15 protein-coding genes are annotated in these 26,856 nt (G+C 62.0%); 14 read left to right on the top strand and 1 reads right to left on the bottom strand.

The genetic code is table 11. From position 1 onward, the window contains the following. Window positions 1-260: 260 nt before the first annotated feature. Window positions 261-14,453 (bottom strand): LysM peptidoglycan-binding domain-containing protein, encoded by a 14,193-nt coding sequence (locus F6X39_RS25275; RefSeq protein WP_187618593.1) that lies wholly within the window; start codon window positions 14,451-14,453, stop codon window positions 261-263. Window positions 14,454-14,737: 284 nt separating this feature from the next. Between F6X39_RS25275 and F6X39_RS25270 the strand changes: the two genes are divergently transcribed. The 14 genes from F6X39_RS25270 to fliE all read left to right on the top strand — a co-directional run bounded on the left by F6X39_RS25270 (window position 14,738) and on the right by fliE (window position 26,854). Then, a complete protein-coding gene (locus F6X39_RS25270) occupies window positions 14,738-15,916 on the top strand; it encodes a tetratricopeptide repeat protein (RefSeq protein ID WP_187618592.1) in 1,179 nt (392 codons plus the stop codon). Between the two features lie 259 nt (window positions 15,917-16,175). Beyond that, a complete protein-coding gene (locus F6X39_RS25265; protein WP_260321071.1) occupies window positions 16,176-16,418 on the top strand; it encodes a flagellar biosynthetic protein FliQ in 243 nt (80 codons plus the stop codon). 4 nt (window positions 16,419-16,422) lie between these two features. Further along, window positions 16,423-17,175, top strand: a complete 753-nt coding sequence (locus tag F6X39_RS25260; RefSeq protein ID WP_187618591.1) for a flagellar biosynthetic protein FliR — start codon at window positions 16,423-16,425, stop codon at window positions 17,173-17,175. A 2-nt stretch (window positions 17,176-17,177) separates the two neighbouring features. Then, on the top strand, window positions 17,178-18,248 hold the full coding sequence (locus F6X39_RS25255; protein WP_187618590.1) for a flagellar biosynthesis protein FlhB: 1,071 nt from the start codon (window positions 17,178-17,180) through the stop codon (window positions 18,246-18,248). Then, window positions 18,245-20,347, top strand: a complete 2,103-nt coding sequence (locus F6X39_RS25250) for a flagellar biosynthesis protein FlhA (protein WP_187618589.1) — start codon at window positions 18,245-18,247, stop codon at window positions 20,345-20,347. The genes F6X39_RS25255 and F6X39_RS25250 overlap by 4 nt, the downstream gene beginning before the upstream one ends. Window positions 20,348-20,394: 47 nt before the next feature. After that, window positions 20,395-21,117 (top strand): flagellar hook-basal body protein, encoded by a 723-nt coding sequence (locus tag F6X39_RS25245; protein ID WP_187618588.1) that lies wholly within the window; start codon window positions 20,395-20,397, stop codon window positions 21,115-21,117. Window positions 21,118-21,119: 2 nt separating this feature from the next. Then, window positions 21,120-21,893 (top strand): flagellar hook-basal body protein, encoded by a 774-nt coding sequence (locus F6X39_RS37415; RefSeq protein WP_187618587.1) that lies wholly within the window; start codon window positions 21,120-21,122, stop codon window positions 21,891-21,893. 57 nt (window positions 21,894-21,950) lie between these two features. After that, on the top strand, window positions 21,951-23,132 hold the full coding sequence (locus F6X39_RS25235; protein WP_187618586.1) for a transferrin-binding protein-like solute binding protein: 1,182 nt from the start codon (window positions 21,951-21,953) through the stop codon (window positions 23,130-23,132). 90 nt (window positions 23,133-23,222) lie between these two features. Further along, window positions 23,223-23,924, top strand: a complete 702-nt coding sequence (locus F6X39_RS25230; protein ID WP_187618585.1) for a hypothetical protein — start codon at window positions 23,223-23,225, stop codon at window positions 23,922-23,924. A gap of 7 nt (window positions 23,925-23,931) precedes the next feature. After that, window positions 23,932-24,519, top strand: a complete 588-nt coding sequence (locus tag F6X39_RS25225; protein WP_184058964.1) for a flagellar basal body L-ring protein FlgH — start codon at window positions 23,932-23,934, stop codon at window positions 24,517-24,519. Beyond that, window positions 24,519-25,661, top strand: coding sequence for a flagellar basal body P-ring protein FlgI (locus tag F6X39_RS25220; protein WP_262414810.1), 1,143 nt, complete (start codon window positions 24,519-24,521; stop codon window positions 25,659-25,661). The genes F6X39_RS25225 and F6X39_RS25220 overlap by 1 nt, the downstream gene beginning before the upstream one ends. Before the next feature lie 14 nt (window positions 25,662-25,675). Beyond that, complete coding sequence (locus F6X39_RS25215) at window positions 25,676-26,041, top strand: flagellar basal body rod protein FlgB (RefSeq protein ID WP_184058966.1); 366 nt, start codon at window positions 25,676-25,678, stop codon at window positions 26,039-26,041. A 4-nt stretch (window positions 26,042-26,045) separates the two neighbouring features. Next, window positions 26,046-26,519, top strand: coding sequence for a flagellar basal body rod protein FlgC (gene flgC / locus F6X39_RS25210; RefSeq protein WP_187618584.1), 474 nt, complete (start codon window positions 26,046-26,048; stop codon window positions 26,517-26,519). Then, window positions 26,519-26,854 carry a flagellar hook-basal body complex protein FliE gene (gene fliE / locus F6X39_RS25205; protein WP_187618583.1) on the top strand — a complete coding sequence of 112 codons (336 nt, stop codon included), beginning with the start codon at window positions 26,519-26,521 and terminating at the stop codon, window positions 26,852-26,854. The genes flgC and fliE overlap by 1 nt, the downstream gene beginning before the upstream one ends. The last annotated feature ends 2 nt before the right edge of the window (window positions 26,855-26,856 follow it).

Genomic DNA, 26,856 nt, shown 5'->3' with positions numbered 1-26,856 from the left:
AGGCTCTCGGGTTGAGATCGATAAACCGGATGAAACGCCCCCGTGGAATCGTTCCACAGAATGGACACTTGTATTGGATTGCTACGAGCACCATTCCGAGTATCCATGGAAAAAACATGTACACCGCAAGTGAGTCATAGTGTCCCGCTCCATAGAATTTCACGAGAACCATCAGTCCTAGCCATATCGCGATACCAAGAATCAAAGTCCATCTGATCATATTAAATCGGTGAACGCGTTGCAGATCGGATCTCACTGACTCATCTCCATTTGTAATCAAATTCAATGATATTTCCCTTGAATTCAAGGCCCAGTCCAAGCGAGGGAGTGAGGGCCATGCCATTCTTGAAGTACGCGTACGTTCCGGCTTTCGGCGTTTGCATGATGTTGGAATAGCCGCCGATCCCCGCCGAACCCAACTGAAACGACGCAGGGCCAACTACTGCGTTGGCGCCCAGTGACGCGCCGATCCGATAATCGCCGACTTGGAGATTGCTATCTCCCTTGGAAATGAAATCGACAGAAAAGCCTTGCGCGGAAGAGCCTGCCGCTTTCAGATATCCGTGAGCACCCAATCCGACACCGATACCAAGTCTCACTTCGCTTGGGACTATGCCGTTGAACGTCATCTCGACTTCACCGCCGACACCAAGATACGCGCCGACTGAAACCGAATAATTGGGTGCCACGAGGCTAGTCACGTCGAATTTGGCACGTCCGGCGGTACTGTTTCCGTATTGATCGAAGCCACCGCGAACGTCGGTCGATGACGATGTAGCCTGGAGTGGCAGTTGAGTGAAGGACTTCGACACATACTGCGTCGGCGGCGGATTGGTGGATGTACTGACTGGCCTCGCATTGGAGGTAAGGCCGTAGGCATATTCAATGTCTGCGGGGCTAAACGCGTCGCCATTGCCTAGCGGATTTGCGGCTGAAGTCTGGAAGCTGGCTAACTGCTCTGATTGTCGAGGCGATTGCGTGTTTAAAGCTCTCTGGGCGCGCTGTACAGAAAGGGCCTGATTCGCGGAGCTTGCGAATTCACTGCCGAGTTGCTGGTTGATCGCGATATCTTGCGCGATTGCATCGTTTGCCAAACGACCAAACTGATCCTGCAAACCACCGACGAACGCCTGCTCGCGAAGTTCTCCCTCTAACGACAGATCCCAGTTCGCCATGCTCGCGAACTGCTTGCCCGGATCGGTCGGATAGGCGGCCTGCACCATCCTGTCGACGTCGCCACCTACCCCGTACAGTGTGCTCGTACTGGTTGTCCGACTCGCGACGTTGTCGACCACCATATTCCCGATGGTGCTCGCGACGGCATCCATCGAGATTGCGCCAACATTGCGCCCAAGGCTCCCACCGCGCACGATTGTACTAGCCGCACCTGCAGCAACCCCCGCGCTCACGCCCGTCACAAATCGACCGCTGTCGGACTGCATATTGAAGCCAAAGTCCGCCCCGACACTGCGCACTGCGGCGCCCACGCCATACGCGACTCCCGACGCGATCGCAGAAGCAGCTACCCCCTTCCAGTCGAAGCTGTGCTGTGCGCCAGTCAGCACGCCAATACCCTGCGTAGTTACCGACCGGATTGCTCCTTGCGCGGCGGCACCGGCAAACTGGCTGGCGGCACTTCCGCCGAACGCGCTACCGACCGCCGTGCCAACTCCGGTTACGCCAAGAACGCTCGAGCCGACCGCTGCGCCGACAGCGCCCATCGCCACCCCCTTCCAGTTGAAGCCGCTCTGCTCGCCAGCCGCGATCATGACGCCCTGGGCCGCTGCCGCTCCTACGGCACCGCCGATCACAGACGCCGCTACCGCAGTACCGAAGCCCATCGCCGCACCGCCGCCTACCAGCGCGGCGGCGCCCGCAGTCATCGCGCCACTCACGGTCAAGCTCGACAGCGTCCCGGCCAGCGCCATCGATGCCGCCCCTGCAGTGAACACCGTTGCCACCGCCGCAACCACGACGGCAATGATCGCCGCCACCGGACCACATCCCCCATCCTTGCTCGGCGGCGGCGGCGGATCCGGCAACGTCGGCTGCGTATTGCCGATCGCCTTGCCCGGGTCATACGGCTTGAACGTCGTCGCCGTATTGTGCACGTTCGTGACCTGGTTGGGCACCGTCAGCATCTGCCCGGCCTTCAGCACGTCATCGCCCTTCAGCCCGTTCGCGTCCGCCAGGATGTACCACAGCGTCGCATCCCCCCACAGCGACGACGCGATCGACTGCAGCGTATCCCCATCGCGCACCGTCCAGGTACCCGGGCTCACGCCCGGGTACACCCCGTTGATCGCCATGAAGTTCTCGTCGAAGTCCGCGCTGCCCACCGGCGTGAACACCTTGTACTGACTCTCGCTGCCCTTCGCGAGCTTGCCCGCGAGTTCCTGCACGTAGTCGACCGTCTCGACCCCGTCGTTGCCCTGGTTGCCCACCCGGTTGCCGTTCAGGTAGTAGTAATTGTGTTTCCTGTCCCCCGTCGCGCCGCGGATCGTGCCCTCGTCCGCCACCGTCACGCCCACCAGTTCGTCGCGCCGCTGCACCTGGCCGCGCAGATCCGTGTAGTACGTGAACGCGCGTGCGCTGCCCGCCTGGCCGCCACCATCGTCGTAGGTGGCCTTCAGGTTGCCGTTGACGTCGTAGTTGAAATAGCTCGATGCCGGTCTCCAGCCCGGCGCGTCCGGGTTGCTCCCCTGCGCCAGGATCTGGCTCTGTTTCGCGCTGTCCCACCATTCGTACGAATAGGTGGATGTCAGGGTCGTGCCGCTGCCATTGTCGGGACGTGTGGCAACCTGCCCGAGCGTGCCATCGGCCATGCGCGTATAGGTCGTCGTCGTACCTTCGATGTTGTCATGCTCGGACATTAACTGGCTGTCGGCGTCCCAGTCGCGCGTCACCGCCGTCACGATCTGACCGCTGCTCCTGTCCCGTTCGATGGTCTCCGTGACGCGCCCCAGCAGATCATTGGTGCGCTGCTGGATCATCATGCCGTCGACCGTCTGCGTCGCCAGCAAGCCGTTCGCGTCGTACGTGTAGTACTCCGTGCGTCCATCCTTGGCATAGACCGCCATCGTCCGCTCGCCGGCCGCGTTATAGCCAAGCTGCACGCCGTCGCCGCCGGCCGCGCCCGCCACGATATGCACACTGGTGTCGTCCGGATCGGTGGCGCGCGTGCCCGACAGCGATCCCATCGAGACCGTGAAGCGGTTCAACGCGTCGTACTCGTACCAGTACTCCTGCTCCGTCGCGTGATAACCCACCATGTCCGTGTACGTCGCCATCATCCGGCGGCGATTGCCGAGCGCGTCGTACTCGTAACCGACCTGATAGCTGTTGTCACGGATCGCCACGACGCGATTCAGTGCGTCGTATTCGACCCGCGACTGCGCGAACACGTACGAGTTGCCGAAGTCCGTGAAAAATTCCGCCGTACGGTTGCCGTCGCCGTCGTATTCGTAGAGCGACTGGGTCTGCGTGCCGTAATCCATGATCGAGCGCACCAGACCGTGCGAGTAATAGCTGTATTCGACATGCTGGCCACTCGTGCCTTCCTGTTTTGTCAGCAGACCGGCCCAGTTGTACGTGTACTGGAACACGTGGCCACCAAGATCGGTATGTTTCGTCACCCGGCCGAACAGATCCACCTCGTCGACCATCGAGCGGCCGTTCGCATCGATCGTCGTCTTTACCCATCCACCGCTCGCGACCGAGCCGATCGAGCTGATCGTGCTCGCCCAGCGGTAGTCGTACTGCACCGTGCGGCCCGCCGCGCTGACGGTCTTCACGATACGACCGTCGGCGTCGTAGTAGATGCGTTCGCGTCCGCCCAGCGCGTCTGTGTGGGCAATGCGGTTACCCGCACCGTCGTACTCATAGCGGTCGATGCTGCGCTGCCCGTTGGCTAACACCGGCCGGGCGATCTCGATCAGCTGGTTGGCCCTGTCGTACGTGTAATCGGTGCGTCGTCCCAGCTCGTCGGTCGACACGCGCAGATTTCCCACCGCGTCATACGAGAAGTTCTTGCTATACCCCATCGCATCCCACGACTGCGCCACCGCCGGCTGCGCGAGACCGTAGTTCCACTGCTGGGTGCTCAGATGACCGTTGGCGTCCTTCAGCCCCACCAGGTTGCCGGTCAGATCGTAGTAGTACGTGGTGAGCGGCGCCATCTCTATCTGCGCCCCGTTCTCCAGCGTGACCATGACAGTCGGCTCGCGTTTGAGCGTGAGAGAACCCATCGTGTTATACGACGAGTAGGTCCAGTTGCCGCGCCCGTCCCTCTCCGCCGACACCTCACCGAACGCGTCGTGCTGCTGCAGACGGTCGATCGTCATGTCCTTCGCCAGTTCCTCGATCACTCCGACGATGTCGACATTGGTGACCGGGTTATTGCGCGTGCCGGTCAGGAAGTAGCTCTGGCGCTCCATCAACACGTTGCCGGCGGCGTCCATTGCGAGGTAGCGGTACTCGTACTCGACGTTCGTCGGCAGATCGCCCGCGTCGAACAGGAAGCGACCGGCGGCGTCGCGAGTGAGCGTTATCGTGCTGAAAGTCCGGTCGTAGTCGACATCCTGCTTTGTCGATTCGCGGTAGTACAGCGTGATCGTATCGACGTTCGTAAGCGGCGCGCCGCTGCTGTCCGTCGGCGAAAACTGGAAAATCGACGGCAGTGCGCTACCGGTCAAAGTCACTTCGGACGTCGCGTTGACACCGATCCTGATATCGCCCTGCCCCATCGAGAGCGGCCGGCCCGCCGTGTCGTAAGCGGTGAACCTGATCGAATAGACCGAGTCAGGCTGCAATCCCGCTTTCGTTGTGTCCCACAGGAAGTCGCCCGCCATGCCGGACAACGTCGTGTACTGCGTGGTGCCGTCCTGCTCCCACGACACGACCATGTGGTCCGTGCCGGCCGGTTGGCTATGAAACACCACAGTCGATTTCAGGTCCACAAGGTAGCCGAGCGCAAACGACGGCGACTGGCCATTGCCCGGCAAATTGATCGTGCCGCGCAGTGCATCGATCTGTGCACCGGCCGAGTCGAACAGGTCGAGCGATATCTCATAGACTCCGCCGCCTAGCGACGCCATGTCGATCTGGAACCCGCCGGTAATCGGATTGCGCCAGACCGGATAGTCAAGCTGCCAACCTGGATTATTCGGGTCGCGCAGGCGCACGACGATATAGTCCGCCAGCTTTCCTTCTGTGCTTCGTATGCCAAAGATATTCAGCGACTGCGGTGCCGCCCAGATATAGTTTCCTGACGCATCGACGGTAAAGCCGGGACATGAGCTTGGCGACGCCGCAGGAAGGTCGGCTAATTCGATCTTCGGACCGTCGGTATGCGAAATGTGAAGCCTATAGCCATCGCGCCGAAGCAACGACCCCGCCTCGCCGTAACTACCATCGCTGACAGCAATGAAGATCACCTCATAGTCGTCGTCCGGCAGTCCGCTGGTGTCGACGGTAAACGAGTTTGGGAGGCTGCTCGAACTCTTTGGAAGCGGCAAAAATGTTTCTGTCGATCCCGCGCGACGGTAGTACAGCATGCCCGCAGTTCCTTCCGGGAGCGAATTGCGCGCGACACTCAGCAAGCCTGAAGCAACCTGCAGCGGAGCACTGGCGTCAAGCACATCACTGTTTCCAATCAGGGCCTGGCCGTTGCTGAAGTTGATGAGCTGCGCCGACTGCGAAACCGTACCCGCGAGCACTGGACCCGATCCCGCGCTGAGCGGCGTCACGTAGATTTCAGCGGTCCATGTAAAGGTCACGCTTGAATCGACAAAAAAGCCATTTAACCAAAGCTGACCCGAACGCCAGTTGACCGGTACGCTCACCTGCGTCGCATTCATCGGCACCACGGCTGACCAAGCCGTACCCGACGGCCTGCCGAATGGCTGCGCAAACGCTGCCTGATCCTGTCCACCACGGATCTGCCATTCGGATCCGGAGGCGGTATAGCTCACGCGAACCTCAACGTTATAAGCACCATACAACTGCGCAAAGTCAGGCAAAGAAAAATCCAGGCTGCTCACGCTGATATAGCCGTTATCCTCAGATTTGTCCACAGACCAGGAGCCTGTCACGCTAACCTTTCCGTCTGCATCCAGCATTCCCGCATCGCCGTTGACGAGCGGCAACGTCGGCCCGGTCACCGGCCGCGCTGACGAATCGATCCACCCCGAGATGCTCAATTCAGTATTCGCGAACACCCCACCATCGATCGGAATATCGACCGGGCTAAAGCTGATGGTCGGTATCCCGCCCGACGTCTTCGGCTGCCGAATCTGAATCACCTGATTCCGCTGGTCATAGCGCGTGTAAGTCTGCATCATGTCGACGCTCTGCAGCAGCGCGACGAGATCGTCCCCGGTCGTGATCACGCGATAGCGCAGATCGCTCTCCATCGACTCGACCTTCAGCGTCGCATTGCCATTGCGGTCATACATGAACAGATGCGACACCCCGTCATCAAAGTTCGTGCGCACCACCCGGCCGGCGTTGTCATAGTCCGCATATTCCTGCCATTCACCGTTCGCGCCGCCGCCCCCCGTACGCCGTCCTGTCACTTCGCCATACGCGTTGTAGCGCTGCTCGATCAGTGCACCAGTTGACACCCGTGCACCCGTCGCTGCGTCACTCGTTTGGGTGACGCGCGAAATTTCGCGGTTTTCCGCGTCATAGGTGATTGTGGTGGAGTCGAGCCGCTGGTTCCCGTCCACATCGCTGCGTAGATAGAAGACGCTCGTGACATTGCCCACGGCGTCATACCGAAAATTCGTCGCCACACCCAGCGCGTTGACTTTCGAATGAAGTCGACCACCCGCGTCGTAGAGGTACGTGGTCACCTGGTCCGACTCACCCTTGCGGGTTTCCCTGACGACATTGTTCAGGCCGTCGTAGTCGTATATCGTGGTGACGCGCACCTGCCGGTTCTGATAGTCGGCGAACTGCGGCAGCATCTCGCCCGTCAGACGTCCGAGCGCGTCGTAGGTGAAGTCGTACTGGCTGCCGTTCGCGTCGACCTTGCGCAGCAGGTGCCCCTCTCCGTCGTATGAATAGTTCGACGTGGCGTCACCGGTCGACTGCACGAGCTTGCCGTTGGCGTCGACCTTCGCGAACTCAACGCCGACGCGCGACTCGCTCAGCAACCGGCCGTTGTTGTCCCAGGTGTAGTTGGTGATGCGATCGTCGGCGCTGCGGGGCCACGCGCTGACGATGGTATTGACGGAGGCGCTCGCCGAAACCGGGTCCGGGAACGGCAGTGCAAACCGCGTTTCCTGCGTGACGTTGCCTTGCGCATTCACCGTGTACGCGATGCCGAATCCCTTCGCGTCGATTTCGAGCGTCTTCTGTCCGGCCTTGTTATAGAAGTACGTTGTGCGATTGCCGGCCGGATCGACGGTCGCGGTAACCTGGCCGCAACCATCGTATTCCCACGTCGTCACCAGCTCGCTGCCAGACGTGATGAAGTATTCGCCCCGCGCGTCGTCACCCGCGCTCGGATCGAAATAGCCTGTCGCTACGTTCTGCACGCGGGACTGAGTGAGCCGGTTATCCGCGTCGTAGACGTATCGCGTTTCGCGCACGTTGGCCGCATCGGCAGGCGCAGGCGGTTGCGAACCAGGTTGCGCCACGACCGGATCCGCGTAGACCTTTGTCGCGATGACATTGCCCACCGCATCGCACGCCCATAGCGTCAGCGTGCCGGTCGGGCTGACCTGCGCAGTCTTCCGGCCCGCCACGTCGTAGTACAACGTGGTGGTATGTCCATTCGCGTCGGTAATCGATGTGAGATTGCCTTGCGCGTCATAGACCCGTGTCTCGGTCGTGCTCGCAGGAAAGCCAGCCTGGTACACCGACACGCCGGTCAGCGTGATCTGCCGGTCAAGCAGGTCATACCCATAGCGCGTAACACGCTCCTCTTTGAGCCCCTGCGCTTCGATCGTCGCGATGCGATTGCCGCGCGCATCGTATTCGAACGTGTTGACAACCGCCTTGCCACCCGAAGTAACCGGTAGTGTTTCCGACAGCATCAGTCCACGGCGATCATACGTATAAGAAAACTGCCCGCCGACCTTGTTCGTATAGCCGGTGCGGTTGCCGAATGCGTCGTACGCGTAGATTTCGCCGTAGCCCTCGGCGTCGGTCGACCTCACCAGGTGGCCGAGCCGGTCGTACTCCATGCGGGTGACCGCCTTCGTATCCTGCGTCACCTTGACCGCATCGCCAAACGCGTCGTATTCGGTCAGCACGATGCTCGCCGTCGGCGAGACGACCCGCACCGCGCGGTTCAGCACGTCGTAGGAGATCTGGGTGATGTTCCTGTTCTGGTCGGCCGCCGTCACCCTGTTGCCGAAAGCGTCATAGGTGTTACTGGTTATATAGCCGAGCGCATCGGCCGTAACCAGTAGATCACCCCTCGCGTTGTAGATATAGCGCATGCGATACGCCGCCTGCAGATTGCTCCGCTGGCTGGGGCTGAGCGCTGCTGCCTCGAGCGCCTCGCCATTCGCGTCGACATAGCCACGCGCCTTGCGCTCGGCAAGCGCCCAGGCGGTGTCGCTTTCGGAAAGCTCCACCCCGCGTGGATCGGTCTCAGCGGTCACTCGTCCCATCCCGTCATACGTGTAACGTGATGTCGCAGCGACTGACGTACCGTACGCGCGGGTCTGTTCGATCATGCGCCCAGCTGCGTCGAATACCGCATGTGTGACGCTCTGTTCGGGCAGACCATCGGCGACGCTCGTGTTCACCGCGCGTCCCAGCGCGTCAAGTTCATAGCGCGTGACGACGCCTGCCGCATTCGTCGTGCTCGTCAGACGTCCGGCGCTGTCATAGTCGTATCCCGTCGCGGCCGCCGAAGCCGGAATGATTTGCGGCAGAAGAGCGGCAGCCTGTGTCTGGCTGGCGCCGCGCGCCGCTTCGTATCTGTCCGCGTAGCGGATGGTCGTCAGCAGATGGCCCGCTGGATCGTAACGTTGCTCCGTGACGTAGCCTTCGGCATCGATCACATAGACCGGCCGGGTGGCGGCATCATAAATCCACGTGGTCGTGCGATCCCCGGACGGCCTCCCGACGCCAGGTGAGGCGAGCCAGAGTTCCAGCGCCGAGGCGTCTGGAATGCCGGCCTCCGCATACGGCGTCTGGTACTGCGTGCGTTCGAGGAGATTGCCGCCGGCGTCGTAACGGTTGGATGTGACGAAGCCGAGCGCATCGATACTGGCTGCCACCCGGTTTGCCACGTCATAAACCATGCGCGTCGTGCGATCGCTCGCATGCGCCTGAGCCGATTGGGCGCTCAGCGCTGTGGCAACGGCGTCGACGGTGAGGGCACCCGCTATATTGACGGGGCTTGCATACGTGATCGTGCTGATCACATTGCCGTTGGCGTCGTAGACGTTCTCGGCAACGTAGTTCAGCGCGTTCACCACGTAGCGCAAGCGGCCGTCTGCGTCATACACGTATTGCGTGGTCTGGTCGAGCAGCGGCTGAAGCGTTTGACTTCCCGTGATGTACGCGTCGGTCAGATTGTCCGGCGAACCGTCCAGAGGGAAGGCAAACGCCGTTCGCGCGACGACACGCCCTGCGGCGTCGTACACGCTCCTGACGAGCGCGCCGGTCGGTCCGACCGACCATATCTGCCGCCCCTCCTCATCGTAAACGTAGCGCGTGACGCCGCCCGCCGCATCGGTCACCGAGACAACATTGCCGTTGCCGTCGTAGCCATAGCTCGTCGTGAGTTCAAGCTTGCCGGGATCGACGGTCGTGCTGGTAAGACGGCCCGCCTTGTCGTACACGTTCCGCGTGACGCGCGGGTTGCAGCCGCCGGCGCCTTCGGTCACGGTGAGGACGTTGCCAACACCATCGTAAGCAAACGTCGTCAACAGGTTCAGTCCACCTACGTCGGCCGTCACGGAAACCGTGTGTCCGGCTGCGTCATAACGGGTCTCAGTCACGACGCCAGACGGGTCCGTCACGCGGGTCGCCTGACCCTTGCCGTCGTATTCGTAGCGGGTCGTGAGATTCAGGCCGCTCGGGTCGACTGTGCAGCTCAGCACGCGGCCCGTCGCGTCGTAGCTATACGTGGTGCGAACACCGCGCGCGTCAACCGTATCGATCAGATGGCCTGCGTGATCGTAGTTTTGCGTGGTCGTCGCACCGGTTGCATCGGTCGTGGTGACCAGGTTGCCGTCACGGTCGTACGTGTAGCCTGTCGTGTTGCCGCGCCCGTCGGTCAGCGTCACGATCTGGCCGGCGTCGTTGTACGTCAATGTGGTCCTGATGCCCTCGGCGGTCGTCACTGTCACCGCGCGGTCGAACTCCGAGTATGACCATGTCGTCGTGCTGCCCGTCGCGTCGGTGCGGGTGAGCATGTTGCGGAACGCGTCGTACGTCATGTGCATACGCGCGCCAGTGCCGTCGGTCACCACCACCACATTGCCGTTGCGATCGTAGTCCTGGCGGCGCAGCACACCGTTGGCATCGATCGATTCGATCACACGCCCAAACGCGTCGTAGATTGCCTGAGTGATCAGGTTGAGGCCGCCCGCGTCGGACGTATGGCGGATCGCCTGACCGAGCCGGTCGTAGTCGATCGTGTCTCGCACCTGAACATTGGAGGCAATGTCACGAACGGTGGAAATCTGCTCGCCAAACGTGTTGTAGGTATAGCGTGTGCTCAGACCTAACGCATCGGTACGCTGGACGAGGCGGCCGGCGGCGCTGTAAGTGAAAGCGGTGCGCGTGACGTCACTATCATCGCCCAGCACCGCGAGTGTGCTTCTGAGCGGGTCGGACAGGAGACCACCTACCAGACTGGCCAGTGTGTCCGCTGCAACGCGCGTCGCGTAGACCAGCGTCTCCGTCACGTCACCGAATGCGTCATACTGGTACTCGACGACTTCGCCGATCGGATTGACAACGTGGGTGAGGTGGCCCGCCACGTCGTAGTAGTAGTACGTGGTGTTGCCGTTCGCGTCCGTCATGGAGGTGCGCAGGCCCGCCGCGTCGTACGTGTAGCTCACCCCCCACGATTGCCATACGGCATCGATCTGTGCAAGCGTTGCGTTCGCGCCAAGCGCTGCGAGCGCCGTGCTGCCTTCGCCGCCCAGCTGCGCAATCAGCCGTCCCTGCAGATCGTAGCGGTAGGTCGTCGTGCGCCCAGCGGTCGTCTCGCTGGCCACGCGGCCCTCGTCGTCCCAGGTCCAGCTAGTGGAGACATTGCCGCCCATACCGTCCTGCGAATACGTCGTGCGGCCCGTGAGCCGTCCCATTGCGTCGTAGGTGTAGTAGGTGAACTCCATCTGCCCGGGACGACTTGTCCACGCGAGCATGGCGTCGGCCCGCAGCACATAGCGCAGGCTTTGCTGCGAGGGGTTACCGCCTACCGGCGTGCTCAGCTCGTCAGCCTTGCTCAGCCAGGATGCGCCAAAGGTTGCGGACCCTATCGAGAGGCCGCTGTCCGCCGGATAGCGGAACTCGATCGTATGATGCGCAAGCGGCACTACGTTCGGTACGTCAAGCGTACCGGTGGCGAAGCCTCCGAATGGTAAGTCGAACGTGAGCGCTCCCGCCTGCACGCCATCGATCCAGATTTCAACACTGCCGCTTGAACCCAGCGTCCCGGTCACGTTAATCGTGACCGGGATCTGCTGTGGCGCCTGCATCGAGCCGAGATCGACTTGCTGGCCGTGCACGCGCTGTGTGACGTTGCCCCACGCATCGTAGCTATAGTGCGTCACGTAACCTTCGGCATCGACTTCTGCACACAACAGGCCGCGCGAGTCATAGAAGTAGCTCAGGTGAGCGTCTGCGTCGCTGCTACCGGGAACCAGCTGCGCAAACATGCCCTGACTGCGCAACGAGGCGTCCGTTGCCGTGGCATAACGAACCGTCTCAACACGCTCCCCTGCGCCGTTGTACCGGTATTCGGTCAGGAAACCTTCCGGGTCAAGTTCCCCGCGCAACAAACCATCCTGATCGTAGAAGTAGCGCGTGACGCGATCGTTGGCCGGATCGGCATCTGGTAAGACCTGTGTCGGCGCCACGCTGGTGTCGACCCGGTTCGCAAAGACCGTCTTCACCACGGGACGTCCGCTGCCGTCGTACTGAACCTGGGTGACGGTTCCGTCCGCGTCAACGGTATGGTCGATGAAGTTGTTGAGATAAAAAGCCCATACCGTCCGGTCGTCCACCGATGCAGGCGGGCGCAGCTTCGAGGAGTCGAGCGTCAGCAATGCCCCCGATTTCAGCCTTTCGGCGGGTGTCCCGTCGGCGTTGGTCAACGAGGCGAGTTGCGCGGCCGTAAGCCTGGTTGCATAGGTGAGCGTGCGCAGCGGCCTCGCGAATGTGGTGTCGTAGACATACTCCGTCAATGTTCCATCAGGGGCGATCTGTGCGACACACTGGCCACGCCCGTTGTACAGGTAGTGCGTATTCAGTCCATTGGCATCGGTCGTCATCTGCAACCGGCCGTTGGTGTCGTAGTAGTTCCTGATCTGCGACTGCACTTTGCCCTGCACCGAATCGACCACGGCGACCAGTTCCCCCGCGGCGTTATACGTAGAGGTACGCGTCAGCCCGTTGCTGAAGGTGACTGAAACCGTGTGGTGCGCATCGTCGTACTGATACAGCGTTGTGACGCCGTCGAACTGAATCGCGCAGAGGAGGCGGCCGAGCCCGTCGTACGTGAAAGTTTCAGCCTTCTCGTTGCCCGGACTGCCCGCAAAACGCTGTAGGAGACGACCGGCAGCATCATAGACGTACCGTGTCTGGATGATTGCTCCCGTCACATCGCCTGTGCCGTCGGCCAGCAGCTTCTCATAGCGCGTGACCGTTGCGAGGTTCCCACGGTAGTCATACGTCGAATCGATACGGATCGCCTCGCTGGGATTCACAAGGCCCGCCGCCCATGCATTCAACGTCGCCTCCGACACTGCATCGGTGTTGCTCAAGGCACTGACGTCGAATGCCGCCGATGTGTACTGGATCTCGCTGACCTTCTGGCCCGCCGCGTTGTACCTGAACTCCGTGACGCGGCCCGCCGCACTCACCACGTATCGCAGATGCCCGGCTGCGTCATAGACATAGCGCGTCGTCAGGTACTGGTTCGCGTAACCATTGGCAAAATTGCTGGTCTTGTCAAAGACCGTCTCGGTCAACAGTTCATTGTTCGACCCGTACGTACGGGTAACGTCGGCTGAGCTGTCCGATTGGCTGATCAGATTGCCCGCGGCATCGTAAATAAAGTAGATCGGTTTGCCCTTACCATCATTCAGAATCCGCAGGTCGCTGTCGCCGTTGACGTTATACGTAAAGTTCAGGTTTACCCACTGTCCGTCCAGAGACGAAGTCGACCGGATGCTGGTCAACCTGCCGGCATCGTCATACGTCAAGACCTTCCTGTAGCCAAGCGGATCGGTCACCGTCGTCTGCCTGTTCGCGGTGTCATAGCTAAGCGTGGTGATCCGAAACACCCCGTCGTCGGCCTTTTCGCCAATCGTCGCCACCCGGTACTCGCCGTTCACCTGAAGATAGGTGAACATCACCTGGGATCCATCCGACTGGGTGATCGAGGCGATCCGGCTGCTCGTGCCGTCGTACGTATAGGTCGTCGTATAGACGTGAGCGTCGGCGATGCTGTTGTCTTCCGGACTCAGGTCGACTGTCACCCGCGACAGTCGGCCCTGTGTGTCGTATGCGTAACGGATCGTGGTCGACGTGACCAGACTGTTACCCATCCCCCGGTAGACCGAGCGCAGATCCGTCAGTTGACCGGCTGCGTTGTAGTCGAGATAGGTGACGTCGCCCCCTGCAGTCGTTACCTGCGCGAGCTGCCCTGCGGCGTTGTAGGCGTAGCCGACCGTATTGCCGTCCCTGTCGCGGGTTGACACGAGCCTGCCGCCTCGCGTGGCATCGTAAAGCTCGCTCAGCCCGTTGTTTCCGTCGTTCCACTGCCAGTTGCGGGTCGCCTCATCAAAGGACAGCGTCGCGTACGCCCCTGTGCCAGTAGCATCGGCATAGCCGGGCTCAAAGTCGCCTTGGGCAACGCTGGCGCCAAGCCACGCGGTCGACACATACAACTGGCGCGACGCATCGTACTCGTACACCGTACTCGAACCATCCCAGTCTGTCAGGGTTACCGTACTGCCTATGCTATTCAGCGTCCCAGTGAGGCCATCCACCGTGCGCGATCCGCCTGGGCGCCAGTTGTCTCCAGCAAACTGTCCGAGGCTGTTATAGGCGCGGTAGATCGAACTGTTCACCCCCTGGCCGAGCAGCAACTGGTCACGATCCTGAATCACCAGATTGCCGTTCGCCGCGTTCACATAGAGCTGCTCTCCGGTCTGCCCGAATGCCGCATTGCCGACCTGGCCATGGGCTCCAAGCCCCAATGCCGACGACGACTGCAACCCCAAACCATTGCCCGTGACGATCGCTACCATCTATGCCCCGTACTTGTTCGTTAAGCCTTGCGCGATTGGTTTCCCGAACCGCTTCCGAACAAGTTGTCCGAAGATTTTTAGAACTGTTTAGCAAAAATCTCAGGCGCTCAGGATCTCGTGCGTCCTTGCGCGCGATAAAGCATAAATTGTGGCGGCGATTGCCGGCCTGATCTCGCAATAAGGATCCCGCAGCAATTCCAGACTGCTATGCTAGAAAAGGGCTACTCACTTCCGATCCCTCACTCTCGGCTTTGTCCACCGACGCAGCGAACACCCGACGCCAAATGAACTCCACTTCCGAACACGCCGTTGCTTTGGCATCCGCCCGACTAACCCGGCTGCTTGCGTTCCTTGAGTCCGACCCCAACAACCTGTCGTTGCTAGGAGACGCCACCGCGTGCGCATTCGACGCACAGCAATTCGAACGGTGCGATGAACTGCTCGCACGTCAGCAAGCGCTCGGTGCGGTGCCGCCGGAGTCGATGCATCTGCGTGGCCTGTGTGCCATGGCTCGTGGCAAATTCGAGGACGCGCTCCGGGCATTCGCCGCGTTACCGGACGGTGAAAGCCATCCCGCGATTCGCTATAACAAGGCTTATGCGCACGCCATGCTCGGCGCTTTCGACGAAACGCTAGCGCTGCTGGATGAAGGCGTGCTGACAACGATTCCGCAAGCCATCACGCTCCAAATGCGGTCGCTTCACCATCAAGGGCGCCTTGACGAGGTCATCGAAGTTGGCAAGCGGTATGCGGATCATCCGGAGACCGGCATCGAAGTCTGCGGACTCCTCGCCGCTGCCTTGTTCGATGCCGGACATCCCGACAGCGCGCAACAGTTCGCGTCTCTTGCAAAGCGCTCTCCCGACGGTCTCGCCATAGCTGGTTTGCTGGCACTCGGCGAAGGCCGCGAGTTCGACGCTATGGCGCTGTTCGCGGAGGCACTGCGCAGCCAGCCGGCACACAGCCGCGCGCTTCTCGGCACAGGGCTCGTGCTACTCGAACAGCACCGCTTCGAGCAGGCCGCGCAACACATCGACGCCGCATCCGAATCGTTCGGCACCCATGCGGGCTCCTGGATTGCGGCCGGCTGGGCCCATTTGCTCAATGGCGATCTACAACTGGCGCGGTCGCGCTTCGAACAAGGCGCTCACATAGATCGCGGTTTTGCCGAAGCCCCAGGCGCACTGGCCATCGTGGCGCTGCGCGAAGGCAGACTCGACGAGGCGCGTGCGCATACGAAGGTGGCGTTGCGGCTGGACCCCGAGTGTCTGTCCGCCGCGCTTGCGAAGAGTCTGCTCAGCACCTCCGCAGGCGATCAAACTACAGCGAGTCAAGTCCTTGATGCGGCATTGAATCGGCCCTTGGACCCACAAGGCAATACGCTTGCAAAAGCGATCGCGAGAAAGGTGACCCGGAGCAATAAGACCCCTCCCTTTAACAAATCGTCACAAGAACTGGAATAGGCAAACGCCTAACTTTTCGCGAATGGTCGATCATCTGCGAAATAGAACTTGTCCTAAAAATACGTGACGATCGACTATTTTGATATAAGCACCTACCTCTCTGATTACATTCGTTTTTGATTCGTTTGCCTCACTATTTTCATTCGTTTGCCTCACTATTTTTTTCAATTTCACAACTTCCAATTCGAAAGAAAACTCTTCATAATGCGGCCCACTTAAACACGGGACCTCATCCATGTCGGCAGACCAGGCACTCCAAATGATGACGCAGCTGTTCTGGAACAGCTTCCTCATTGCGGGGCCAATTGTTATTGCCACGCTCGTGGTCGGTCTGCTGATCAGTGTCTTTCAGGTCGTCACGCAGCTGCAGGAAATGAGTCTGAGCTATGTGCCGAAGCTCGCGGTCGCCGTCATCGTGACGGTTTCGCTCGCCCCGTGGATGCTCGCGCGTCTTACCGGTTTCGCAGCGTCGCTTTTCCGCAGCATTCCTGATCTGGGCTAACGCAATGACAATCGAAGCCAGCACGAGCTGGACGCTCGGCGTTCTTCTTCTTTCGTTGCGAATCGGCCCGGTGTTCGTTCTTGCGCCGCCGTTCTCACAAACGCAGGTGCCCGCGCGGGTCCGCGTGTGCTTCGTGCTGGCGCTCGCCGCATGTCTGGCACATAGCGCTGCACCCGAGGTCTACATGGACGGCGCAGCGCTACTCATCGCCGCTGCAGCCGAATTGATGCTGGGCCTCGCGATCTGCTTCGCGTTCCAGGCAGCGTTTGCCGCGCTAACGTTTGCTGGCCGCGTGCTCGACGTCCAGGCCGGTTACGGTCTCGCGATGGTGATCGATCCGGGTTCGCGTGCACAGGCGCCGCTGTTCGGCACGATACTCACGCTCGTCGCGGGCCTGCTGTTTTTTGCTTCGGGCGGTCATCTCGAGCTGGTACGGCTTTTGATGGCGCTAACGAGCGTCATACCAGTCGGCTACGCGCGAGTCGCCGTCACTCCCGATGCGCTGATCGGCTATTTCGGCATTGCGCTCGGCGTGGGTCTGTCGGTCATCGCGGCCGCAATGGTCACACTGTTTCTAATCGATGTAGCGATCGCCTTTCTCTCCCGCGCGTTGCCGCAAATGAACGCACTGATGTTGGGTCTGCAAGTCAAAGTCATCGCGACGCCCGTCATGATGGCGCTATCAGCGGGTCTACTCGCACCTGCGACATTGCGTTTGCTGACGCACGCATTGGCTTTCGTACCGTCCCTGGATTAGTCATGTCGGATACGGAACAGAACAAATCGGAACAGGCCACCGCTTACAAGCTCGAGCAGGCGCGCAAGAAGGGCATGGTGCCGCGCAGCCAGGAACTCGGCATGGTGCTCGGCCTGCTTGCGAGTACCGGCTACCTGTCAGTGTGGGGCGGAGAAATGGCGGCACGTCTCGCTTCGCTCGGCGCTCATGCGCTGAGCGAAGCCGCGTCACTCGACGCAAGCGGCCGTGCGATGCTGGTCGCGTGCGCGGCGCTGCTGCTGCAGGGCGCGCACGCGGTTGCGCCACTGATTGCGATTGCGATGGGTAGCGCGCTACTGTCAGCGCTGATGCAGACCGGCTTCCTGTTCGCCCCCGGCGCACTCAGGCTGGACACCAGCAAGCTGAATCCGGTGCAAGGTCTCAGGCGTGTTTTCTCGATACAGACGCTGATCGAAGCCGCCAAGGCATGCTTCAAGATGGTCGTCTATGTGGCGATCATCCGTTTCACGATCGTCGATGCGGCCGTCTCGCTCGCACATGAGGACCTGTCCGCGGTACGCATTGCGCAGACGCTGCTCGCTAGCGGCGTCCACCTGCTTTTCATGCTGCTCGCGGCCGCGTCGGTGTTCGCGTTGCTCGACCAGGTGCTGGTGCGACGCTCATTCGCGAGAAAGATGCGTATGAGCCGCTACGAGCAGAAGCAGGAAATGAAGCAGCGCGAAGGCGATCCGCGCATCAAGCAGCGGCGCCGCCAGTTGCAGCGCGAATTGCTGCAGCGTTCGCGCAGCATGAAGGCGGTGCGCAGTGCGGACGTGATCGTCGCGAACCCGACGCATTATGCGGTCGGTCTGAAATACGATCCGTCACGGATGGCCGCGCCGCATGTCGTCGCCAAAGGGGCCGGCAATTTTGCACTGCGTCTGAAGAAGCTCGCCTTCATCTATGGCGTGCCGGTCATCGAGTCGCCACGTTTCGCCCGCGCGCTCTATTTCAAGGCAGTGCTCGAACGCGAGGTGCCGGGCGATCTGTATCGCGATACCGCGGCGATGTATTTGCAGGCGCGACGTGCGCCGTCGCAGGTGATGTCCGCATGACGCTTCGATCCCGCCTGCGCAATCATTCCGACCTCGCGCTCGTCTTCGCCGTCGTCGCGATCCTGTTGCTGCTGTTTACACCGATTCCGGCAGGGGCGCTCGACCTCTTCATCATCGTCAATTTCGCATTCGCGTTCACGATCCTGTTGATGACGTTTTACGTGTCGCGACCCGTCGAGTTCTCGACGTTCCCTTCCCTGCTGCTGATTGCGACGCTGTTCCGCTTGTCGCTGAACATCGCCGCGACCCGTCTGATCCTGTCCGGTGCCGAAGCGGGCCAGGTCATCGCGGCAATCGGCGCATTCGTCGTGCAGGGTAACTTCGTCATCGGCCTGATCGTCTTCTTCATCCTGATCGTCGTGCAATACGTGGTGGTCACGACCGGCGCGCAGCGCGTGTCGGAAGTCGCCGCGCGCTTCGTACTCGACGCGATGCCCGGCCAGCAGATGAGTATCGACGCCGACCTCAACATGGGTCTCATCGATCAGGACGAAGCGAAGCGCCGACGCAAGGCGCTCGAAAAGGAAGCCGGCTTCTACGGCTCGATGGACGGCGCGAGCAAGTTCGTCAAAGGCGATGCGGTAGCCGGCATCATGATCCTGCTGATCGACATTCTCGGCGGCTGGGCGGTCGGCGTCGCGCAGATGGGCATGCCGCTCAGCCAGGCAATGCAGACCTTCACGCTGCTGACGATCGGCGACGGCATCGTCACGCAGGTGCCCGCGCTGATCATTTCCGTCGCGACCGGCATCATCGTCACGCGCTCGTCTGCGGACGGGGAGCTCGGCAACGAGGTGCTGCGTCAGCTCGTGCAATTCCCGAAGATACAGATCCTCGTCATCGTCGCGCTGACCGGCCTGCTCGCGCTGCCGGGCATGCCGAAATGGCCCGTGCTGATCCTTGCAACGATTGCGGGTTGCGCCTGGTGGATCGCGCGCCGCAAACGAAGTGCGGCGCCGGATAACCAGGCCGCGACGGACGGAGACGACAGCGACGCGGCCGCGGCCACCCAGGCCACCGATCTGCCGGCCGTCGAAGTGTCGTTCGGCGCCGCGCTGACGGCCGCATGGATCCCGACGCAAAGCTTGCTGGCCGAACGCATCGCGGCGTTTCGCAAACAGTACGCGGCCGAGATGGGCGTGTCCATTCCGCCCGTGGTGTTCCGCGACGGCGCGCAGCTTGGCTCCAACGACTACCGGATCCTGCTGTTCGGAGACCGCTTCGGTCAGGCAACGCTGTATCCGGAAAAAACACTCGCCATTCACTCGTCGGACAAGGGTGAGAAGGTGCCCGGCATCGCCACTCACGATCCGGCCTTCGGGCTGCCCGCGGTATGGATCGATACGGCCGACCTGTCGCGCGCGCGCTCGCTCGGTTACACCGCGGTCGATCCGCTGACCGTGCTGATCACGCACGTCACCGAGGTGATCAAGGCCAACGTACCCGCGTTGCTGTCGCGCACCGAAGTCGTCGCGATGCTCGAAGGAGTGCGTTCACGCACACCCGGCCTCGTCGAGGAACTCGTGCCGAACGTGCTCGCCGTCAGCGATGTGCAGCACGTCTTGCAGAATCTGCTGACCGAGCAGGTCGCGATCCGCAATATCGGCCTGATCGTCGAAGTGCTGGTCGACGCGGGTCGCCATGAAAAAGACCCTGCCGCGTTGAGCGAGCGTGTGCGCCAGCGGCTCGGCCACGGCATCTGTCAGGCAATCCAGAGCGATCACGATGCGCTTGCGGTGCTGACGCTCGACCCCGCGCTCGAAAACGCGATCGTGCAGAACCTGCAGGGTGCTGACGGCGCAGGCGCGTTCGTGCTCGATCCGCGTCTGGCCGAAAGCTTCCTCGCCCGGCTCGCCGCGCAGGTCGACGCGATGATGCGGCAGAACCTCAAACCTGCGTTGCTGTGCCGCCCGGAAATTCGTCGTCATCTGAAAACCTTCACGCATCGTGTTGCGCCACGGCTCGCCGTGCTGTCGATGAACGAGGTTCCGCACTCGATCAGCCTGAGATCGTTCGCGATGGTCAGTCTCGACGCAACTGCGGCTCGGGCTCCCGCGCGCGCCGCGCAGCCCTCGAACGCTACAGCGCTCGCCGCCTGAGTGTCGAGCAGCTCGCCACCTGCCTGCCAAATTGAAACGGATTCCTGATGGATAACATGATGACTGTCGCGGCCAGCCTGATCTCGCACGAAACGCGCCGGATCGAAACCGCTGGGCAAAACCTCGCGAACGTGGCCACGCCCGGCTACAAGCGGCAGATCGCGTTCGACGACGTGCTCGCAGCCGGACGCAGCGGGACGGTCCCTGTGTCTGCCATGCTCGCGCCGCCGCCAACCGGCATCGCCACCGATTTCTCCGCCGGCAAGCTGGTCCACACCGGCAATCCGCTCGATCTGTCGATCAGCGGCTCCGGCTTCTTCGAGGTAATGACAGCGAGCGGTCCGGCCTACACTCGGCTCGGCGCATTCCAGCGCGATGCCGACGGACGTCTCGTCACGGCCCAGAATTGGGCGTTGCAAGCCGCGGGTGGCGGCGACGTGGTCTTGCGTTCGGGCAACTGGCAGATCGCCAGCGACGGCACGCTGATTGACGACGGCACGCCTTCGGCCGTGATACGCGTCGCAACTTTTACGGATCCGACCCAACTCGAGCGCCGCGCGGACGGCCTGTTCCATGCCACGGACGCGCAGGCCGTCGACGCCGAACAGCCGCACATCGCGCAGGGCTTTATCGAATCGTCGAACGTCGCGCTCGGCAACGACATGATGCAGATGATGGAGGCAATGCGCCGCGTCGAGTCCGGCCAGAAGCTCGTGCATGCGTACGACGACATGCTCGGCGCCGTTTTGCAGCGTTTGGGAGACATGTAAGCGTGAACAACGTTTTTTATATCGGCGCGATGGGCTTGAACGCGCAGCAGACAGCCGTCGACGTCACCGCGAACAACATCGCGAACATGAACACACCGGCGTTCAAGCGCGGCACGGTGTCCTTCAGCGAGTTGCTGACGTCGGCGGTCGCCCCACTCAGCCGCGCCCCGGCCAACGAAACCGTCACCATCGCCGCGGGCGTGGCGGCCGACCCGTCGCTGCACGTTTTCACGGCGGGCGAGTTGCGCCCGACCGGCAGCGCGCTCGATCTCGCGATTCGGGGCGACGGCTTCATCGAACTGGCGTCGGACTCGGGACCGGCCACGTTGTGGCGCGGCGGCACGCTGCACGTCGGGGCCGACGGTTATCTGACTGCGTCGAACGGCCTGCCGCTCAAAACGATGATTTCCGTTCCGCGCGACGCCTCCAGCATCACCATTTCGGCGACCGGCCAGGTGCAGGCGGTTCTGCCGAACCAGACCGACCCGATTGATCTCGGCGAAATCGAACTCGTGATGCCGACTGACGTGCGCGCGCTGCAATCGGCCGGCGACGGAATCTATCGCATTCAGGACGACGGGATCACTGTCAGCCGCGTGCGTCCCGGCGAAGACAACGCTGGGACGTTGGCGCAAGGATTCAGCGAAGCCTCGAACGTGTCGCTGTCGGATGAGCTCGTCAGTCTGATGCTGTATCAGCGTGCGTATGCGTCGAATGCGCGACTCGTGCAGGCCGGCGATGAGTTGATGGCGATTGCGAATGGGTTGAAGCGGTAATCAGCGCTGGAATGCATCGACCGACATTCAACAGTGAGACGAACCCAAAAACACACCATGCAATTTACGTTCAAAAAAACGCTGCTCGCAGCGTGTTGCACGCTCACTCTCATCGGCTGCGGGGGCGGAGGTAACTCGGACAATGCGAGTTCGTCCAACGCCAGCGAACAAAACGCGGCGTCGAATCCCGATCGCGATTCGGGCAGCGTCGACGCGTCCGCCCCGAAAACGTCTGCGGTGACGCTACCCGGCGAGCCAACCTCACCGCCCGACAACGCAGGCGCGACGCCCCCGCCCGACGCCGAAGTCGGGCCGCCGACGCCGGGCTACGTGAAGATCGCCGACCTCCCTCTCGGGTCCATCGAAGGCGTGCAAAGCGTCGCGATGAACGCTCGTTCGAAGCTCAGCTATACCTTCCCGCCAGACCCTGTTGCTGTGATCGATACGATTACGAACCCGGTTTCCGGGGATATCAAACTGCGGCTGGTTTCCAAATCATCGGTCACCGGCGGCTATCTTTCGCAGATCGGCGCAAGCATGCCGGCCACGGCCAGCGTCGACGGTGCACCGACCGCGCCGTCATTCGACGAACTCGTGGTTTCCCTGATAAATAGTCAGAAGCGGATCCTCGGCATCAACTACGACATCTCATCCGGCAATCCGTTGAGGTTCGCGCTCGTACGCGGACAGAACGGTAGCGGTTATGTCGCGGCCGGCGCCTGGGAGGCGAGCCGAACCGCTATCTACGTCACCGACTATTGGGTCACCTCGGGCGGATTCGCATTTGGCAGCCAGACTCGTCCGGAAGACTTTGGCCAGATTCACTCGCGCACGTATGCCGGAGCGTTGGTCGGCAAGTTGCGCTATCAGACCGACTGGGTAGGCTCGCCGAGCTATCCGCTCGCCGGGGCTGTTATTCAGGGCGTGGCCGATATGGACGCGAGGAAGATCTCTTTTCAGGTGCCGAAGGTGACCAAGATCTCAGTGGCAAATGACTGGAGCGTGGCGGAAGCCGAAATGTCACCGCCTCTGTTCACCTGCGACGCCCACATCGATGTGGTCAACAACGCGTTCTCGTGCGATCTCAAATCGAACGACGGCTATCCATCGACCGGACGGATCAGCGGCCGGTTCTACGGCCCCAAAGGCGAGGAAATTGGTGGAGTACTGAACTACACCAACTGGTCGACCTTTCCGTTCGGTGAGGTCGTCGCCGGCTTCGCACTCACGATCAGATAAGGCCGCCCCGTGTTCAATCCAGGCGTGCCCGATCTCATGTCGCCTATCCGTTTTCGCCGGCTCGACCCGTTAGCCATCGCGCTTGCCTGCATGGCGGCGAGCGCGGCGGTTCACGCGTCCAGTACAACGCTGACATTCCGAAACGTCGCCGACTTCGACAGCAGCATAGTGCGATTCGGCGATGTCGCGGAGGTGAGCGCTTTGCCTGTCGCCTTGCAAAAGCAGGCGGCCGATCTCGTCGTCGCAAGGTTACGCGAAGCGGATGCGAGTGTTGCCATCGAGCCGCGGCGTCTGACCGAAGCGGCCCGACGGCAGATTCCGGCTCTCACGCCGTGGCTTGCGACGCAGGACGGACAGCCGGCCGTCATCATCAGCCGACCTGTTCGCGCTACGCCTGATCCAGCGCGCGAAGTCCGGTCCGTGCCGGCGGCACGCTGCGTCGAACTGCTTCGTGATCTCTCGAAAGGAGATGCAATCACGTTCGACGGGGTGCGTGATATCGCGTGCCCGCGGGACGCGGTTACACGTGGTGTTCATTACGACGACAAAGCGCGCCTCGCGCGCGCGGCTCAGGACCTCACGCGCGGCGACGTAATAACCGGCATCCCCTCACAACGTCTCGCCCAGGTCATTCGCGGCGAACGCATTGTGGCCGTCGTACGAACGGGTGCCGTCACCGTCTGGCGAACCGGCATCGCATTAACGGACAGCGCGAGTGGCCGCGTAACCATGATCGCGACAGGCGATCACGACATCGTGGCCATTCCTGCTACCACCTCGCTGTCGAAGTAACTCAGTCATGCAACCCAAGATCCGTTCAACGCTGGCAACGATAGGCATCGCCTGGTGCGCGCTCACGCCCACCCACGCCGCCGACCTCTTCCACAGCGACGCCTACCAGTCGCTGACCTCGGACCGCCGCGCCTCGCGCCCGGGCGACATCGTCACGATCCTCGTCTATGAGAACTCGACCGCGAGCAATACTGCGGACACGTCGACCAAAACGAACGTGGCTGTGCAGGGCAACGTGTCGACGATGTGGGCCGGCAGCAATGCTGCGCAGATCGGCCTCGGCGATAACTACGGCGGACGCGGACAGATCCAGCGCACGGGCCGTTTGCTCGCGCAGATCAGCGCGCGTGTGGAGGCGACCGAGCCGAATGGTGACCTGATCGTCGCCGGCGAACAGGCCATCGACGTCAACGGCGAAAAGACGCGCATCCATCTGCAAGGCCGCGTGCGTCCGGTCGACATCGCCGCGAACAACACAGTGCAGTCGAACCGCCTCGCGGACGCGAAGATTGACTACGTCGGCGAAGGCTTCATCACCGATCGGTCGAGACCCGGCCTCATTCCCCGCTTTCTCGCATGGTTGGGCTTATGGTAATGCGGCTCTCTTCTCGCACGATGCGGGTCATCCAGGCGGTACTGCTGCTCGTATGCGCGATGGCCGCGGGCAGCGGTCCAGCGCACGCGGCAAATGAAGTGCGCCTCAAAGACCTCGGACGCTTTCTCGGCTGGCGCGACAACATGCTCGTCGGCTACGGCATCGTGTCGGGTCTCGCGGGCTCGGGCGACACGCCGCGCAATCAGGCCACGCGTCAGGCCATGATGAACATGATGTCGCAGTTCGATCTGAATCTGACCCAGGACCAGATCCAGAGCCGCAACGTCGCCATGGTCATGATTACGGCCTCGCTGCCGCCGACCGCCAACATCGGCGACCGGATCGACATCAACGTCACGTCGATGGGCGATGCACGCAGCCTGTCGGGCGGCACGCTGATCATGACGCCGCTGCGCGGCCCCGACCGCAAGACGTACGCACTCGCGCAAGGACCGATAACGGTCGGCGGCTACCGCTTCGACGCCAACGGCAATCTGCGCCAGAAAAATCATCCGACGGTCGGTACCGTGCCGCAAGGTGCGATCGTCGAAGTACCGGTGCGCGCCGAGCTCGTCACGCAGGACGGCTATCTGAACTTCGTCCTGCGCAACGCGGATGCGACCACGGCAGAGCGCATCGCACAGCGTATCAACCAGGCGTTCGGCGCCAGCAGCGCGCGCTCGCTCGACGCGGAAACCGTCCAGATCCGCGCGCCCGGTGAAGACAGCGCGCTCAACAGTTTCGTAGCGCGCGTGGAGACGCTCGGCGTCGTGCCCGATCAGGGCTCACGTGTCGTCATCAACGAACGCACGGGCACCGTGGTCGCTGGCGGCGACACGCACATCTCGCCGATCACGATTTCGCACGGCGACATTCGCGTGACGGTCACGACCGAATACTCGGCGTCGCAACCCGAGCAGATCGGCATTGCGGGCCGCGGCGTGCGCAGCCTCGTGATCGGCAACAGCGATCTTTCCGTCGACGAACCCGGCCAGACCGTCGCCGCAACGTTTCCCTACGGCTCGGTCGGCGAACTCGTGCAAGCGCTCTCGCGCAGTCGTGTCAGCACCCGCGACGTGATCGCGATTCTCGAAGCCATCAAGGCGGCGGGCGCGTTGCACGCCGACATCATCGTTCAATAACAGGAGGAACCGCTATGACGATCAACCTCGTCGCCGCCATCGCCGGCAAGGCCCTCGACGGGCTGTTCGCACGGCAAACGGCCACCGCGCAGAACGTGGCCAACGCCGGCTCGGCGAATTTCACGCCGCTGCGGGTGTCGTTCGAGGATGCCTTGCGCGACGCCGCCGCGTTGCACCCCGGCGACACGCCGGCCAGCGTGCTCGCGCGTGTCGCGGGCGTCGCGCCCCGCATCGACGCGCCGCTGCCGCTCGCCTCGAATACCGTGCGAATCGACGACGAAATTGCTACGGCATCTGAAACCTCGGCACGCTACGCGATGCTGGCCGGCATGCTCGATCGCACGATGCAGATCGAGAAACTCGCGATAGGCGGAGGCTGAACCGATGACCGATTCCATCTTCGCGATTGCGCGCTCCGGACTCGACGTCGAGCGCCAACGCATGGAAGTCATTGCGCAGAACCTGGCCAACGCGGGCACGACGCGCACGGCAAGCGGCGCGTCTTATCAGCCGCTGCGGCTCGTGTCGGGGCCGCGCCTGGCCGCAGGGGACTTCCCCAGTCTGCTCGGCAACGGCGGCATGCCCGGTGCGCACAGCGCCGCGGGACTTCCCGCCACGCATGGGCTCGGGGGCGTGCAGACGTATGGCATCGAGACGGTCGACGCGCCGCCGCGCCTCGTCTACGACCCGTCGCATCCGCACGCGGACGCGAAAGGCTTCGTGTCCTACGCCGGTCTCGATCATGCCGGCGAGATGGCGCTCATGGTGCAGACGTTGCGCGTGTACGAAGCCAACACGGTGATGTTCAACGCGGCACGCTCGATGTATATGCGTGCCCTCGAAATGGGGAGCCACTGATGAGCATCGCCGTCATCTCCGCGCTCGAACCGGGCTTTCTCGCGCCGACGTGGCAAACCGGCCTGGCGCCGTCGCTCGCGCCGCAAGTGAAGCAAGGCCTCGGCGCGACCACTCAACCCGGCTTCGGCGCTCTACTCGTCGATGGCCTGCAATCGGTCGACACGCAGGTCAGCACCGCCAATGCAGCGATTGCCGACTTCGCGCTCGGCGCGGACCTGCCGCCGCATCAAGTGATGATGGCGCTCGAACAGGCCCGCATATCGCTGCAATTCGCGTTGCAGATCCGCTCGCGCCTCGTCGAGGGCTACCAGGAACTGATGCGGATGCAACTCTGAAA

This window comes from Paraburkholderia sp. UCT2 (assembly GCF_014397665.1).
GTDB classification, from domain to species: domain Bacteria; phylum Pseudomonadota; class Gammaproteobacteria; order Burkholderiales; family Burkholderiaceae; genus Paraburkholderia; species Paraburkholderia tuberum.
This window is presented reverse-complemented; position numbering and strand designations above follow the sequence as displayed.

Coding starts and splice junctions, on each gene's coding strand:
- F6X39_RS25275 (WP_187618593.1), bottom strand. CDS start 14,453: ATGGTAGCGATCGTCACGGGCAATGGTTTGGGGTTGCAGTCGTCGTCG.
- F6X39_RS25270 (WP_187618592.1), top strand. CDS start 14,738: ATGAACTCCACTTCCGAACACGCCGTTGCTTTGGCATCCGCCCGACTA.
- F6X39_RS25265 (WP_260321071.1), top strand. CDS start 16,176: ATGATGACGCAGCTGTTCTGGAACAGCTTCCTCATTGCGGGGCCAATT.
- F6X39_RS25260 (WP_187618591.1), top strand. CDS start 16,423: ATGACAATCGAAGCCAGCACGAGCTGGACGCTCGGCGTTCTTCTTCTT.
- F6X39_RS25255 (WP_187618590.1), top strand. CDS start 17,178: ATGTCGGATACGGAACAGAACAAATCGGAACAGGCCACCGCTTACAAG.
- F6X39_RS25250 (WP_187618589.1), top strand. CDS start 18,245: ATGACGCTTCGATCCCGCCTGCGCAATCATTCCGACCTCGCGCTCGTC.
- F6X39_RS25245 (WP_187618588.1), top strand. CDS start 20,395: ATGGATAACATGATGACTGTCGCGGCCAGCCTGATCTCGCACGAAACG.
- F6X39_RS25235 (WP_187618586.1), top strand. CDS start 21,951: ATGCAATTTACGTTCAAAAAAACGCTGCTCGCAGCGTGTTGCACGCTC.
- F6X39_RS25230 (WP_187618585.1), top strand. CDS start 23,223: ATGGCGGCGAGCGCGGCGGTTCACGCGTCCAGTACAACGCTGACATTC.
- F6X39_RS25225 (WP_184058964.1), top strand. CDS start 23,932: ATGCAACCCAAGATCCGTTCAACGCTGGCAACGATAGGCATCGCCTGG.
- F6X39_RS25220 (WP_262414810.1), top strand. CDS start 24,519: ATGCGGCTCTCTTCTCGCACGATGCGGGTCATCCAGGCGGTACTGCTG.
- F6X39_RS25215 (WP_184058966.1), top strand. CDS start 25,676: ATGACGATCAACCTCGTCGCCGCCATCGCCGGCAAGGCCCTCGACGGG.
- flgC (WP_187618584.1), top strand. CDS start 26,046: ATGACCGATTCCATCTTCGCGATTGCGCGCTCCGGACTCGACGTCGAG.
- fliE (WP_187618583.1), top strand. CDS start 26,519: ATGAGCATCGCCGTCATCTCCGCGCTCGAACCGGGCTTTCTCGCGCCG.